The following is a 14,248-nucleotide window of genomic DNA, read 5'->3' as shown; positions in this document are numbered from 1 at the left end:
CTTGGCCGGCCGTCCAGGTATCGGAAGATGTCCAATTTGCATCTTCGGGAAAATCTCATTGACGTGCCCCGGCCTTTTCCATAGGATCAGGCCAAATTTTTGGCGTCACTTTCAGAGAACTTAATGCGATTTGGTCGATTTCTGGCGGTAGTTGCGTGTGCCGCGCTGCTTGCAGCCTGCGCCGGCACACCCACTCCGCCCGCCGGCGAGATGGCCGGCACGCCGACCGCCCTGGAATCCGGTCCGCCCAAGGACCCGCTCAACACCCTGAACAGCACCGGCCGCGCCGGCTCGCTGGCCGGCGCGCCGGTGGTCAACGTCGACCAGGCCAGCGTGGACTGGCTGCGCGGCCCCTCCGCCGATATCTGGGCCCGCATCCGCAAGGGCTTCACGATGCCGGACCTGGAAGGCACGCTGGTCGACGACCGCACGCAGTGGTATGCCGCGCGCCCCGACTACATGGAACGGATGGTCGGCCGGTCGAGCCGCTACCTGTACCACATCGTGGAAGAGCTGGAGCGCCGCAACATGCCCACCGAGCTGGCGCTGCTGCCGTTCGTGGAGAGCGCGTTCAACCCCCAGGCGGAATCGACGGCCAAGGCGGCCGGCATGTGGCAGTTCATCCCGAGCGCGGGCAAGTCCTACAACCTCAAGCAGAACATGTTCCGCGACGAGCGGCGCGACGTGCTGGCGTCCACCGACGCCGCGCTGGACTACCTGTCGCGGCTGCACGATATGTTCGGCGACTGGCACCTGGCGCTGGCGGCCTACAACTGGGGCGAGGGCGCCGTGTCGCGCGCCATCGCACGCAACCAGGCGCGCGGGCTGCCCACCGACTACGCCAGCCTGACCATGCCGAACGAGACGCGCTACTACGTGCCGAAGCTCCAGGCGGTCAAGAACATCATCGCCAACCCGGCCGCGTACGGCGTGAAGCTGCCCGACATTCCCGACCATCCGTACTTCGTCACGGTCACCACGTCGCGCGACATCGACGTGGCGCTGGCGGCCAAGCTGGCCAACATGCCGCTGGACGAGTTCAAGGCGCTGAACCCGTCGTTCAACCGGCCCGTGATCCTGGGCGCCGCCAATCCGCAGATCCTGCTGCCGTTCGACAACGCCGAGCGCTTCCAGTACAACCTCAACACCTACCGGGGCGGCCTGTCGACGTGGACGGCGATCTCGGTGGATAGCCGCGAGCGGGTGGAGGCACTGGCGGCGCGGCTCAATGTCGATGCCGATACGCTGCGCGAGATCAACCGCATCCCCAAGGGCATGCGCCTGAAGGCCGGGTCGACGGTGATGATCCCGCGCACCGAACGCCATGACCAGGACATCAGCGCGTCGCTGGTGGATACCGCGATGCTGGCCGTGGAGCCCGACGTGCCCGACGCCAAGCGCGTGGTCGTCAAGGCGGGCCGGCGCGATACCGTGGTGTCCGTGGCGCGCCGCTACGGCGTGTCGCCCCGGCAGGTGCAGTCGTGGAACAAGCTGTCGGGCAGCAAGCTCGTGGCCGGGCAGAGCCTGGTACTGATGCTGCGGCCCAATTCGGCTGCGGCGGCGCGGGCCGAGCGCGGCGACGATGGCGACGATGCGCCCGCGCGCAGTGCCGCGCGGGGCAAATCGACCGGCAAGCCGGCGGGCAAGGCGGTTGCGGCCCGGTCGTCGAAAGCCGACAAGGCGGAAAAGGCCGAGCCGCGCAAGCGCGTGGTGGTGGAGGCCACGCCGCGCAAGGCGGCGGCGACCAAGTCCGCCGCCAAGCCGGCGCCGGCCAAGTCGACGTCATCGGCCACGTCGGCCAAGTCCACCAAGGGCCACGCGCGCTAGTTCGCGGCAACCCTGACCCCTGGCTCCAGACGCCCCGGCCCCGCGCCGGGGCGTTTTTTTTGGGGCGCACGGCGGCGCCGACAAACCGCTTGGCCGCGATGCGGTCATGGTAGATTCTCCAGAAAACAAGGCCGGGCCGAACGCCATCGGCACCGCCTTCCGACCATGACAAGCGGAGGAGACACCATGACGGCAAGCCGTGCCCTGCACGCGCGATCCCTGGCCGACAAGGCCGGATTCTGGGCCGAACAGGCCGCGCGGATCGACTGGGAAACCCCGTTCGAACGCGTGCTCGACGACAGCCGCCCGCCGTTCGCGCGCTGGTTCGTCGGCGGGCGCACCAACCTGTGCCACAACGCCGTGGACCGCCACCTGGCCGCGCGCGGCGACCAGCGCGCGCTGGTCTACGTGTCGACCGAAACCGACACCGAGCGCGTCTACACCTACCTGCAACTGCACGACGAAGTAAACCGCATGGCCGCCACGCTGCAGGCGCTGGGCGTGCAGCGCGGCGACCGCGTGCTGGTCTACATGCCGATGATCCCCGAGGCGATGTTCGCGATGCTGGCCTGCGCGCGGATCGGGGCCGTGCACTCGGTGGTGTTCGGCGGGTTTGCGTCGGTCAGCCTGGCCGCGCGCATCGACGATGCCCGGCCGAAGGTGATCGTCAGCGCCGACGCCGGGTCGCGCGCGGGCAAGGTCGTGCCGTACAAGCCGCTGCTGGACGAGGCGATCCGCCTGGCCGGCCATCATCCGGACAAGGTGCTGCTCGTCGACCGCAATCTGGCGGAAATGCCACGTACCGAAGGCCGCGACGAGGACTACGCCGCGTGGCGCGACAAGGTGGCCGGGCAGGTGGTGCCGTGCGTGTGGCTGGAGTCCAGCGAGCCGTCGTACGTGCTCTACACGTCGGGCACCACGGGCAAGCCCAAGGGCGTGCAGCGCGACACCGGCGGCTACGCGGTGGCGCTGGCCACGTCCATGGCGTACATCTTCTGCGGCAAGCCGGGCGACACGATGTTCACGGCGTCCGACGTGGGCTGGGTGGTCGGCCACAGCTATATCGTCTACGCGCCGCTGCTGGCCGGCATGACCTCGGTGATGTACGAAGGCACGCCGATCCGGCCCGACGGCGGCATTCTCTGGCGCATCGTGGAGACACATCGCGTCAACATCCTGTTCAGCGCGCCGACGGCCATCCGCGTGCTCAAGAAGCAGGACCCGGCGCTGCTGACCCGCCACGACCTGTCCAGCCTGCGGCTGCTGTTCCTGGCCGGCGAGCCGCTGGACGAGCCCACGGCGCGCTGGATCCAGGACGGCATCGGCAAGCCCGTGGTCGACAACTACTGGCAGACCGAATCGGGCTGGCCAATCATCGCCATCCAGCGCGGCGTGGAGCCGCTGCCGGCCAAGCTGGGCTCGCCGGGCGTGCCGGCCTACGGCTATGACCTGCGCATCGTCGACGAGGTGACCGGCCAGGAATGCCCGCCGAACCAGAAGGGCGTGGTGGCCATCGACTACCCGCTGCCACCGGGCTGCATGACCACTCTCTGGGGCGACGACGACCGGTTCATCCGCACGTACTGGTCGGCGGTGCCGAACCGCCAGTGCTACTCGACGTTCGACTGGGGCGTGCGCGACGACGACGGCTACGTCTTCATCCTGGGCCGCACCGACGACGTGATCAACGTGGCCGGGCACCGGCTGGGCACGCGCGAGATCGAGGAAAGCCTGTCGTCGCATCCGGGCGTGGCCGAGGTGGCCGTGGTGGGCGTGCAGGACGCGCTGAAAGGGCAGGTGGCGCTGGGCTTCTGCATCGCCCGCGACGCCAGCCGCACTGGCTCCGACGCCGACCGCCTGGCCTTCGAAGGCGAACTGATGAAGACCGTCGAGCAGCAACTGGGCGCCGTGGCGCGCCCGGCCCGCGTGTTCTTTGTCAATGCGCTGCCCAAGACCCGCTCCGGCAAGCTGCTGCGCCGCGCCATCCAGGCCGTGGCCGAAGGCCGCGACCCGGGCGACCTGACGACGATCGAGGACCCGACCGCGCTGGAGCAGGTGAAGACGGCGCTGGGGTAGGTGAGGACGGCTGGGGTAGGGCGGTAGTCTGTTTCCAGCTCCCCTCTCCCGCCTGCGGGAGAGGGGTTGGGGGTGAGGGCAAGCGGTGCAAACTGCCACCCGTCGGCAAGCAGAACCTCAACGCCCTCACCCCCGGCCCCTCTCCCGCGATGCGGGAGAGGGGAGAAAACCCATCGCTATAGCGGGGTGAAGCCCAAAAATTCCCTTGCCATCCCGCCCCATTGCCGCCTAATATTTTAAGCATCAAATATTTAACCCTGATGTAGAACGGCGTCCCGGTGTGACGGGCGGGGCGTGCGGGAGATCGACGGATGCGTGTGCTTTGTATTGGTGGCGGCCCGGCGGGCCTGTATTTCGGGCTGCTGATGAAGCTGCAGGACCCGGCCAACGAGGTGGTGGTGGTGGAGCGCAACCGGCCCTACGACACGTTCGGCTGGGGCGTGGTGTTTTCCGATGCCACGCTCGAAAACCTGAAGTCGGCCGACCCCGTCAGCGCGGCCGAGATCAACGCCGCGTTCAACCATTGGGACGACATCGACATCCACATCGGCGGCCGGACCATCCGCTCGGGCGGCCATGGCTTCATCGGCATCGGCCGCAAGCGGCTGCTGAACATCCTGCAGGCGCGCTGCGAGGCACTTGGCGTGAAGCTCGTGTTCGAGACCGACGTGTCCGACGACCAGGCGCTGGCCGCGCAGTACCAGGCCGACCTGGTCATCGCGTCCGACGGCATCAACAGCCGCATCCGCACCCGCTACGCCGAGACCTTCCAGCCCGATATCGACACGCGGCAGTGCCGCTTTGTCTGGCTGGGCACCCACAAGCTGTTCGACGCCTTCACGTTCGCGTTCGAGAAGACCGAGCACGGCTGGTTCCAGGCCCACGCCTACCGGTTCGACGACGACACGTCGACGTTCATCGTCGAGGCGCCCGAGGCCGTCTGGCGTGCCGCCGGCATCGAGAAGATGAGTCAGGAAGACGGCGTGGCCTACTGCGAGAAGCTGTTCGCGCGCTACCTGGACGGCCACCGGCTGATCAGCAACGCCACGCACCTGCGCGGCTCGGCCAACTGGATCCGCTTTCCGCGCGTGATCTGTCACCGCTGGGTGCACTGGAACACGCTGGCCGACGGCCGGCGCGTGCCCGTGGTGCTGATGGGCGATGCGGCGCATACGGCGCATTTCTCGATCGGATCGGGGACCAAGCTGGCGCTGGAGGATGCCATCGACCTGGCAAGCGAGATCGGCGCGCACCGCGCGGCCGGGCTGGACGCGTTGCCCGACGCCCTGGCGCGCTACGAGGCCACGCGCAGCGTGGAGGTGCTGAAGATCCAGAACGCCGCGCGCAATTCGACCGAATGGTTCGAGAATGTCGAGCGCTACGCCGGGCTGGCGCCCGAGCAGTTCGCCTATTCGCTGCTGACGCGCTCGCAGCGCATTTCCCACGAAAACCTGCGCGTGCGCGACGCCGGCTACGTCGACGGCTTCGAGCAATGGCTGGCCGCCCAGGCCGGCGTGCCGCCGGAGACGCTGAACCTGCGCGCCGCCGCCGGCGAGGCCGGGCTGCCGCCGATGTTCACGCCGTTCACGGTGCGCGGCGTGACGCTGAAAAACCGCGTGGTGGTGAGCCCGATGGCGATGTATTCGGCGGTCGACGGCGTGCCCGGCGACTTCCACCTGGTCCACCTGGGCGCCCGCGCGATGGGCGGGGCGGCGATGGTGGTGGCCGAGATGACCTGCGTGTCGCCGGACGCGCGCATCACGCCGGGCTGCCCCGGCCTGTGGAACGACGCCCAGCGCGACGCCTGGCGGCGCATCGTCGATTTCGTCCACGCCAACAGCGACGCCAGGATCGCCATCCAGCTTGGCCATGCCGGGCGCAAGGGCTCCACGCAGGTGGGCTGGGAGCGGATGGACCATCCGCTGCCCGACGGCAACTGGCCGCTCGAATCGGCGTCGGCCTTGCCTTACCTGCCGGGCATCTCGCAGGTGCCGCGCGAGATGACGCGCGCCGACATGGACCGCGTGCGCGACGACTTCGTGGCCAACGCGCGCCGCGCGGCGCAGGCCGGCTTCGACTGGCTGGAACTGCACTGCGCGCACGGCTACCTGCTGTCCAGCTTTATCTCGCCGCTGACCAACGTGCGGACCGACGACTACGGTGGGTTGCTGGCCAACCGGCTGCGCTTTCCGCTGGAGGTCTTTGCCGCGGTGCGGGCCGTCTGGCCGCAGGACAAGCCGATGTCGGTGCGCATCTCGGCGCACGACTGGGTCGACGGCGGCATCACGGCCGACGACGCGGTGGCCATCGCCCGCGCGTTCAAGGCGGCCGGCGCGGACATGATCGACTGCTCGTCGGGCCAGGTCAGCCCGGACCAGACGCCGGTCTACGGCCGGATGTACCAGACGCCGTTCGCGGACCGCATCCGCAACGAGGCCGGCATCCCGACCATTGCGGTGGGCGCCATCTTCGAGGCTGACCACGTCGACAGCATCGTGGCCGCCGGCCGTGCCGACCTGTGCGCGATTGCCCGCCCGCATCTGGCCGACCCGGCGTGGACGCTGCACGAGGCCGCGCGGCTGGGCTACCGCGATGTGGCCTGGCCCCGGCAGTACGTGGCCGGCAAGAAGCAGCTCGAAACCAATCTGGCGCGTGCGGCGGCGTACGCGCAGCAGCCGGGGAAGTGACGATGACACGGGCCTTGCAGGGGCGGCACGCGCTGGTCACCGGCGGCGCGCGCGGCATTGGCGCCGCGATTGCGCGCCGCTTGCTCGAAGACGGCGCCAGCGTGACGCTGGTGGGCCGCGACATGACCGCGCTGGACGCGACGATGCAGGCGCTGGCCGCGTCGGTGGCCGACGGCGCCGCGCTGGGTGCCGCGCCGGCCGACATCACCGACGCCGACGCCGTGTCGGCGGCGTTCACCCGGGCCAGCGCGGAACGCGGCCCGGTCACGCTGCTGGTTAACAACGCCGGCCAGGCGCACAGCGCGCCGTTCGGCAAGACCGATCTGGCGCTCTGGCAACGCATGCTCGACGTGAACCTGACCGGCACGTTCCTGTGCACGCAGGCCGCGCTGCCGATGATGCTGGCGCAGGGCTGGGGCCGGATCGTCAACGTGGCCAGCACGGCCGGGCTGATCGGCTACGGCTACGTCAGCGCGTACTGCGCGGCCAAGCACGGCGTGATCGGCCTGACCCGGGCGCTGGCGCTGGAACTGGCCGCCAAGGGCATCACGGTCAACGCCGTCTGCCCCGGCTACACCGAAACGGACATCGTGCGCGACGCCGTGGCCAACATCGTCGGCAAGACCGGCCGCACCGAAGCCCAGGCCCGCGCCGAACTGGCCGCCCGCAACCCCCAGAAGCGCCTGGTGCAACCCGAGGAAGTGGCTGACGCCGTGGCCTGGCTGTGCCAGCCCGCCGCATCCGCCATCAACGGGCAGGCCATCCCGGTGGCGGGCGGGGAGGTGATGGCGGGGTGATGCGCGCGCGCACCCGCCCTTCGCAATGACTGGATTCCCAACCCGAGACCTTCCATGACTGACATCGCACTCGACATGCGTCACCACAAGCGGGCCTTTGCCGACTACCAGCCCAGGCATTTCCTGTGGTCGGTGTCGGCCGACGGCAAGGTGGCGACCATCACGCTGAACCGGCCCGAGCGCAAGAACCCGCTGACGTTCGATTCGTACGCCGAGCTGCGCGACCTGTTCCGCGGGCTGGCCTATGCCACCGACATCAAGGCCGTGGTCATCACCGGCGCGGGCGGCAACTACTGCTCGGGCGGCGACGTGCACGAGATCATCGGCCCGCTCACGCAGATGACGATGCCCGAGCTGCTGGATTTCACGCGCATGACCGGCGATCTGGTCAAGGCGATGCGGGCGTGCCCGCAGCCGATTGTCAGCGCCGTCGACGGCATCTGCGCCGGGGCGGGCGCGATGATGGCGCTGGCGTCCGACCTGCGGCTCGGTACCGCGCAGGCAAAGACCGCGTTCCTGTTCGTGCGCGTGGGGCTGGCCGGGGCCGACATGGGCGCCTGCACGCTGCTGCCGCGCATGATCGGGCAGGGCCGCGCCAGCGAATTGCTGTACACGGGCCGGGCGATGAGCGGCGAGGAAGGGCTGCAGTGGGGCTTCTTCAACGCGCTGCACCCGAGCGACGCGGTGCTGGCGCAGGCCCAGGCGCTGGCCGCACAGATCGCGGCCGGGCCGACGTTCGCGCACGGCGTGACCAAGAAGCTGCTGCACCAGGAATGGAACATGGGCGTGGACGAGGCCATCGAGGCCGAGGCCGAGGCGCAGGCCATCTGCATGCAGACGCGCGACTTCCGGCGCGCCTATGACGCGTTCGTCGCCCGGCAGAAACCCGTCTTCGAAGGCGACTGAGGAGCGCCGCATGAGCGACAAGAGCTATCTCGACCTGCCGTTCTTCGATCCGGCGCACCGCCAGCTCGAAACCGAACTGGACGCCTGGTGCGGCAGCCACCTGCGCGACATCGACCATCACGACGCCGACGCGGCCTGCCGGGCGCTGGTGCGCCAGCTAGGCGAGGCCGGCTGGCTGCGCTACTGCGTGCCGGCGGCGCACGGCGGGGCGCTGCCGGGGCTCGATTCGCGGGCGCTGTGCCTGCTGCGCGAGACGCTGGCCCGGCACGACGGCCTGGCCGACTTTGCGTTCGCGATGCAGGGGCTGGGGTCTGGCGCGATCACGCTGGCCGGCAGCGACGCCGTGCGCGCGCGCTACCTGCCGCGTGTGGCGCAGGGCCAGGCCATCGCCGCGTTCGCGCTGTCCGAGCCCGAGGCCGGATCGGACGTGGCGGCGATGCAGTGCAGTGCGCGGCTGTCGGACGACGGCAGCCACTACGTGCTGGACGGCGCCAAGACGTGGATCTCGAACGGCGGCATCGCCGATTTCTACTGCGTGTTCGCGCGCACGGGCGAGGCGCCGGGCGCGCGCGGCATCACCGCCTTCGTCGTCGATGCCGATACGCCGGGCCTGTCGATCGCCGAGCGCATCGACGTGATCGCGCCGCACCCGCTGGCCACGCTGCGCTTCGACCAGTGCCGGGTGCCCGTGGGCAACCGGCTGGGCGAGCCCGGGCAGGGCTTCAAGGTGGCGATGATGACGCTGGACATCTTCCGCGCGTCGGTGGCGGCGGCCGCGCTGGGCTTTGGCCGGGCCGCACTGGACGATGCGCTGGTGCGCGCCACGTCGCGGCCGATGTTCGGCGGCGTGCTGGCCGACCTGCAGCTCACGCAGGCCGCCATCGGCGACATGGCGACGGCCATCGACGCCGCCGCGCTGCTGACCTACCGCGCCGCGTGGCTGCGCGACGTGCGGCAGCAGCGCACCACGCGCGAGGCGGCCATGGCCAAGATGGTGGCCACCGAGAACGCGCAGCAGGTGATCGACCGCGCGGTGCAGATCTTTGGCGGCCTGGGCGTCAAGGTGGGCACGCGCGTGGAGAGCCTGTACCGCGAAATCCGGTCGCTGCGCATCTACGAAGGCGCCACCGAAGTGCAGAAGCTGATCATCGCCCGCGAGACGCTGGCCGCGCGCCAGGCTCGCTGAACCGGTAACAGGAGACAAGCATGGCCGCCCCCGCAACCGCCGCAAGCGCAGCCCCCGCCACGCCCACCGCCCACGTCGACACGTTCGCGCGGGACCGCCTGCCGCCGCCCGAAAGCTGGCCGGTGTTCCAGTTCAACGCCGACACGCAGTATCCGGCGCGTTTCAACGCGGCTGTGGAACTGGTGGACCGGCATGTGGCGGCCGGCCACGGCGAGCGCGTGGCCGTGCGCCACGCCCCCGACGGCCGCATCGAGACCGTGACCTACGCGCGGCTGGCGGCGCTGGTGAACCGGATCGCGCACGTGCTGGTGGCGGACATGGGGCTCGTGCCGGGCAACCGCGTGCTGCTGCGCGGGCCGAACAACCTGATGATGGCGGCAAGCTGGCTGGCGACGGTCAAGGCCGGGCTGATCGCGGTGCCGACCATGCCGCTGCTGCGCGCCAAGGAGCTGCGGCAGATCATCGACAAGGCGCAGGTGTCGGCCGCGCTGTGCGACGCGCGGCTGCGCGACGAACTGGAGGCCAACCAGCGCGCCGGCGGCGAGCACCACTGCCCGACGCTGACCACGGTGCGCTATTTCAATGGATCGGGCGCCGATGCACTGGAAACGGCCATGGCGGGCAAGCCGGATACGTTCGACGCCTGCGACACGGCTGCCGACGACATCTGCCTGATCGCGTTCACCAGCGGCACCACGGGCCAGCCCAAGGGCACGATGCACTTTCACCGCGACGTGCTGGCGATGTGCGACCTGTTTCCGCGCCACGTGCTCAAGCCGACGCCGGACGACATCTTCTGCGGCACGCCGCCGCTGGCGTTCACGTTCGGGCTGGGCGGCATGCTCTGCTTTCCGCTGCGGATCGGCGCCAGCACGGCGTTGGCCGAGAAGCTGACGCCCGAGACGCTGCTCGGGCTGATCCAGGACCATCGCGCCACCGTGGTGTTCACCGCGCCCACGTTCTACCGGCAGATGGCGACGCTGGCGGGCCAGTACGACATCGGCAGCCTCAGGAAGAGCGTGTCGGCCGGCGAGGCGCTGCCCGATGCCACGCGCCAGGCTTGGAAGGCCGCCACCGGCATCGAGATGACCGACGGGCTGGGCGGCACCGAGATGATGCACATCTTCATTTCCAGCGCCGGCGCCGACGTGCGGCCGGGCGCCGTGGGCCGGGTGGTGCCCGGCTACGAGGCGCGCATCGTCGACGACGCCATGCAGCCGGTGCCGCAGGGCACCGTGGGCAAGCTGGCCGTGCGCGGGCCCACGGGCTGCCGCTATCTCGACGATCCGCGCCAGGCTGCGTACGTGCGCGACGGCTGGAACCTGCCCGGCGACACCTTCATGGCCGACGCGGACGGCTATTATTTTTACCAGGCGCGGTCCGACGACATGATCATCTCGGCCGGCTACAACATCGCCGGGCCCGAGGTGGAAGGCACGCTGCTGAAGCACGCGTCCGTGGCCGAATGCGGCGTGGTGGGCGCGGCCGATGCCGAGCGCGGGCAGGTGGTGACGGCCTACGTGGTGCTGCGGCCCGGCGTGGCGCCGGACGATGCCACGCGTACGGCGCTGCAGGAATACTGCAAGCGCGAGATCGCGCCGTACAAGTACCCGCGGCGCATCGAGTTCGTGGCCGCGCTGCCGCGCACGGAGACCGGCAAGCTGCAGCGCTTTCGGCTGCGCCAGCTGGCGAACGAAGGGTTGCAGCCATGAGCGAGGTGTTCCGCAATCACGTGCGCGTGCGCTTCAAGCACTGCGACGCGGCCGGCATCGTGTTCTACCCGCGCTACTTCGAGATGCTGAACGATTTCATCGAGGACTGGTTCGCCGACGCGCTGGACTGGCCGTTCGATGCGATGCACGGCGCCGGCCACGCGGGCGTGCCGACCGCCACGCTGGACTGCCGCTTTGCCGCGCCGAGCCGGCTGGGCGAGCAGCTTACGCGCGAGCTGCGCGTGACGCACGTCGGCCGCACCAGCTTTGCCGTGGACATCCGCTTTGCCGGGCCCGATGGCGGCACGCGCCTGACCGTCGCCCAGCGGCTGGTCTGCGTCGATACGCGCGCGATGACCCCGCAGCCGATGCCCGAGGCCGTACGCACCGCGATGGCGCGCTACCTGGCCCCATCCGCGTCCCCGTCCCCCCATGCCGCTGCACCCAACGAATCCTGAGAGACGACCATCATGCTGAAAACGTTGCAACCGCCCGGCTGGGCGCCTCCGAAAGGCTACGCCAACGGCATCCAGGCCGAGATGCAGGTGGGTAGCCGCCTGATCTTCGTCGGCGGGCAGATTGGCTGGAACGGCCAGTGCGAGTTCGAGACCGACGACTTCGCGCTGCAGGTGGCGCAGGCGCTGCGCAACATCGTGGCGGTGCTGGAGCAGGGCGGGGCGCGCCCGGAGCACATTGCGCGGATGACGTGGTACGTCAAGGACAAGGCCGAGTACGTGGGCGCCTACAAGGCCATCGGCCAGCATTACCGCGACATCATCGGCCGGCATTTTCCGGCGATGACGGCGGTGGAGGTGGCCGACCTCGTGGAGCCGCGCGCCAAGGTGGAGATCGAGGTCACGGCCGTGGTGCCGCCGGCTGCGTGAATCGTTGCGGAATGGTAAAGGCGGCGCAGGGGTGCGGCGAGCGGCGCGCCGCCTGTCCATCGTAAGTTCTTGAATACTTGAGAAATTGGGTGCGGCGGGATATAATTCGAAAGTTTCGCTTTCAGAACCCTTCACCCTAGCGCCTACCGTATTCCACCTTCCGCCGCCCTGTCTGCGCGGGCCTTTCATGCACTGCACAAATGTGATGAAAGCGTCATGCCGCAAAAGCCAGCCCGCCATGGGCTGCGCGGGGCACGAGGCGTTGAGCAGGTCGGTCACGGGGTGAGTCCAGCAGGAGCCTACCCGTGTTACCGTCTTTTCCGTCCGCCATCCTCGCGCTTGCAGACGGCACGGTCTTTCGTGGCTATTCCATCGGCGCTTCCGGCCATACGATCGGCGAAGTGGTGTTCAACACCGCCATCACCGGTTATCAGGAAATCCTCACCGACCCGAGCTATTCCCGGCAGATCGTCACGCTGACGTATCCGCATATCGGCAATTACGGCGTCAATCCTGAGGATGTCGAAGCCACGAAAGTCCATGCCGCCGGCCTGATCATCAAGGATCTGCCGCTTCTGGCCTCCAATTTCCGCAAGGAACACACGCTCGCCCACTACCTGAAGCAGGAAAAGGTGGTGGCGATCGCCGGTATCGACACCCGCAAGCTGACCCGCATCCTGCGCGAGAAGGGCGCCCAGAACGGCTGCATCCTGGCCGGCGAGGACAACGTCCAGAAGGCCATCGACCTGGCGCGCTCGTTCCCGGGCCTGGCCGGCATGGACCTGGCCAAGGTGGTGTCGGTCAAGGATCCGTACGAGTGGACCCAGACCGAGTGGAAGCTCGGCGAGGGCTACGGCAAGCAGGACAAGCCGCAGTTCCACGTGGTGGCCTATGACTACGGTGTCAAGTTCAACATCCTGCGCATGCTGGCCGAGCGCGGCTGCAAGGTCACGGTGCTGCCGGCCCAGGCCAGCGCCGCCGACGCGCTGGCGCTGAATCCGGACGGCGTGTTCCTGTCCAACGGCCCCGGCGACCCCGAGCCGTGCGACTACGCCATCGCGGCCACGCGCGAGTTCATCGCGCGCGGCATCCCCACGTTCGGCATCTGCCTGGGTCACCAGATCATGGCGCTGGCCGTGGGTGCCAAGACGCTGAAGATGAGCACGGGCCACCATGGCGCCAACCATCCGGTCAAGGACCATGACGATGGCCGCGTGGTGATCACGTCGCAGAACCACGGCTTCGCGGTGGACGCGTCGACGCTGCCGGCCAACGCGCGCGTCACGCACACGTCGCTGTTCGACGGCACGCTGCAGGGCTTTGCGCTGACCGACAAGCCGGCGTTCTGCTTCCAGGGCCACCCAGAAGCGTCGCCCGGTCCGCACGACATCGCGTACCTGTTCGACCGCTTCACGAAGCTGATGCAGGACGCCCGCGCCAAGAAGGCGGCGTAAGCGGCGGTCCGGACGACAACGAGAACCTGAACGGGATGCGACCATGACGGAATTCATGCACGCCAGCTTCGGCATCACGGATTTCTGGACCTACGTGCTCGGTACGATCTTCATCGTGCTGCTGCCGGGGCCGAATTCGATGTACGTGCTGTCGGTGGCGGCCCAGCGCGGCGTGCGCGCCGGGTACAAGGGCGCGTGCGGGGTGTTCCTGGGCGACGCGATCCTGATGGTGCTGTCGGCGGCGGGCGTGGCCTCGCTGCTCAAGGCGAGCCCGGCGCTGTTCCACGTGGTCAAGTACGTGGGTGCGGCCTACCTGGCCTGGATCGGCTTCCAGATGCTGCGCGGCGCGCTGCGCAACTGGTCGAAGCCGGCCGGGGCGGACGGGCAGGGCGCCGCCGTGGCCGTGGACCGCGCGGCCAACCCGTTCACCAAGGCGCTGGTCATCAGCCTGCTGAACCCGAAGGCCATCCTGTTCTTCATCTCGTTCTTCATCCAGTTCGTCGACCCGCAGTTCGCGTATCCGGCGCTGTCGTTCGTGGCGCTGGGCCTGGTCTGCCAGATCTGCAGCTTCGCCTACCTGACCACGATCATCTTCGTGGGCGCGAAGCTGGCCGATGCGTTCCGCCGCCGCCGACGCCTGTCCGCGGGCATGTCGAGCGGGGTCGGAGCCATGTTCATTGGCTTCGGCGCCAAGCTGGCGACCGCCACCCTGGGCTGAC

At 69.1% G+C, this 14,248-nt stretch carries 11 protein-coding genes; all 11 read left to right on the top strand.

Annotated elements, in window-relative coordinates:
• The first annotated feature begins 123 nt into the window (after positions 1-123).
• Entirely contained in the window at positions 124-1,827 is a 1,704-nt protein-coding gene (locus EPAKOI_RS10140) for a transglycosylase SLT domain-containing protein (RefSeq protein WP_423192134.1), read from the top strand.
• 186 nt (positions 1,828-2,013) lie between these two features.
• Positions 2,014-3,903, top strand: coding sequence for a propionate--CoA ligase (locus EPAKOI_RS10135; protein WP_423192133.1), 1,890 nt, complete (start codon positions 2,014-2,016; stop codon positions 3,901-3,903).
• A gap of 311 nt (positions 3,904-4,214) precedes the next feature.
• A complete protein-coding gene (locus EPAKOI_RS10130; protein ID WP_423192132.1) occupies positions 4,215-6,590 on the top strand; it encodes a bifunctional salicylyl-CoA 5-hydroxylase/oxidoreductase in 2,376 nt (791 codons plus the stop codon).
• Between the two features lie 2 nt (positions 6,591-6,592).
• Complete coding sequence (locus EPAKOI_RS10125) at positions 6,593-7,387, top strand: SDR family NAD(P)-dependent oxidoreductase (protein WP_423192131.1); 795 nt, start codon at positions 6,593-6,595, stop codon at positions 7,385-7,387.
• A 54-nt stretch (positions 7,388-7,441) separates the two neighbouring features.
• A complete protein-coding gene (locus EPAKOI_RS10120) occupies positions 7,442-8,293 on the top strand; it encodes an enoyl-CoA hydratase family protein (protein ID WP_313834953.1) in 852 nt (283 codons plus the stop codon).
• 10 nt (positions 8,294-8,303) lie between these two features.
• Positions 8,304-9,479, top strand: coding sequence for an acyl-CoA dehydrogenase family protein (locus EPAKOI_RS10115; RefSeq protein WP_423192130.1), 1,176 nt, complete (start codon positions 8,304-8,306; stop codon positions 9,477-9,479).
• A 20-nt stretch (positions 9,480-9,499) separates the two neighbouring features.
• Positions 9,500-11,191: an AMP-binding protein gene (locus EPAKOI_RS10110; protein WP_423192129.1), complete on the top strand. Its 1,692-nt coding sequence runs from the start codon at positions 9,500-9,502 to the stop codon at positions 11,189-11,191.
• The gene (locus tag EPAKOI_RS10105) at positions 11,188-11,649 is read left to right on the top strand and encodes an acyl-CoA thioesterase (protein ID WP_423192128.1); all 462 of its coding nucleotides are present in this window, start codon (positions 11,188-11,190) and stop codon (positions 11,647-11,649) included. Before EPAKOI_RS10110 ends, EPAKOI_RS10105 begins: the two co-directional genes overlap by 4 nt.
• 12 nt (positions 11,650-11,661) lie before the next feature.
• Positions 11,662-12,075 (top strand): RidA family protein, encoded by a 414-nt coding sequence (locus EPAKOI_RS10100; protein ID WP_124683904.1) that lies wholly within the window; start codon positions 11,662-11,664, stop codon positions 12,073-12,075.
• 305 nt (positions 12,076-12,380) lie between these two features.
• Positions 12,381-13,529, top strand: a complete 1,149-nt coding sequence (gene carA / locus EPAKOI_RS10095) for a glutamine-hydrolyzing carbamoyl-phosphate synthase small subunit (protein WP_423192127.1) — start codon at positions 12,381-12,383, stop codon at positions 13,527-13,529.
• A 43-nt stretch (positions 13,530-13,572) separates the two neighbouring features.
• Positions 13,573-14,247: a leucine efflux protein LeuE gene (gene leuE, locus EPAKOI_RS10090; RefSeq protein WP_124683906.1), complete on the top strand. Its 675-nt coding sequence runs from the start codon at positions 13,573-13,575 to the stop codon at positions 14,245-14,247.
• The last annotated feature ends 1 nt before the right edge of the window (position 14,248 follow it).

The organism is Cupriavidus sp. H18C2, from assembly GCF_049393795.1.
Taxonomy (GTDB): Bacteria; Pseudomonadota; Gammaproteobacteria; order Burkholderiales; family Burkholderiaceae; genus Cupriavidus; species Cupriavidus pauculus_C.
Note: the sequence above shows the minus strand (reverse complement) of the source record. Positions and strands in the feature narration are given on the sequence as shown.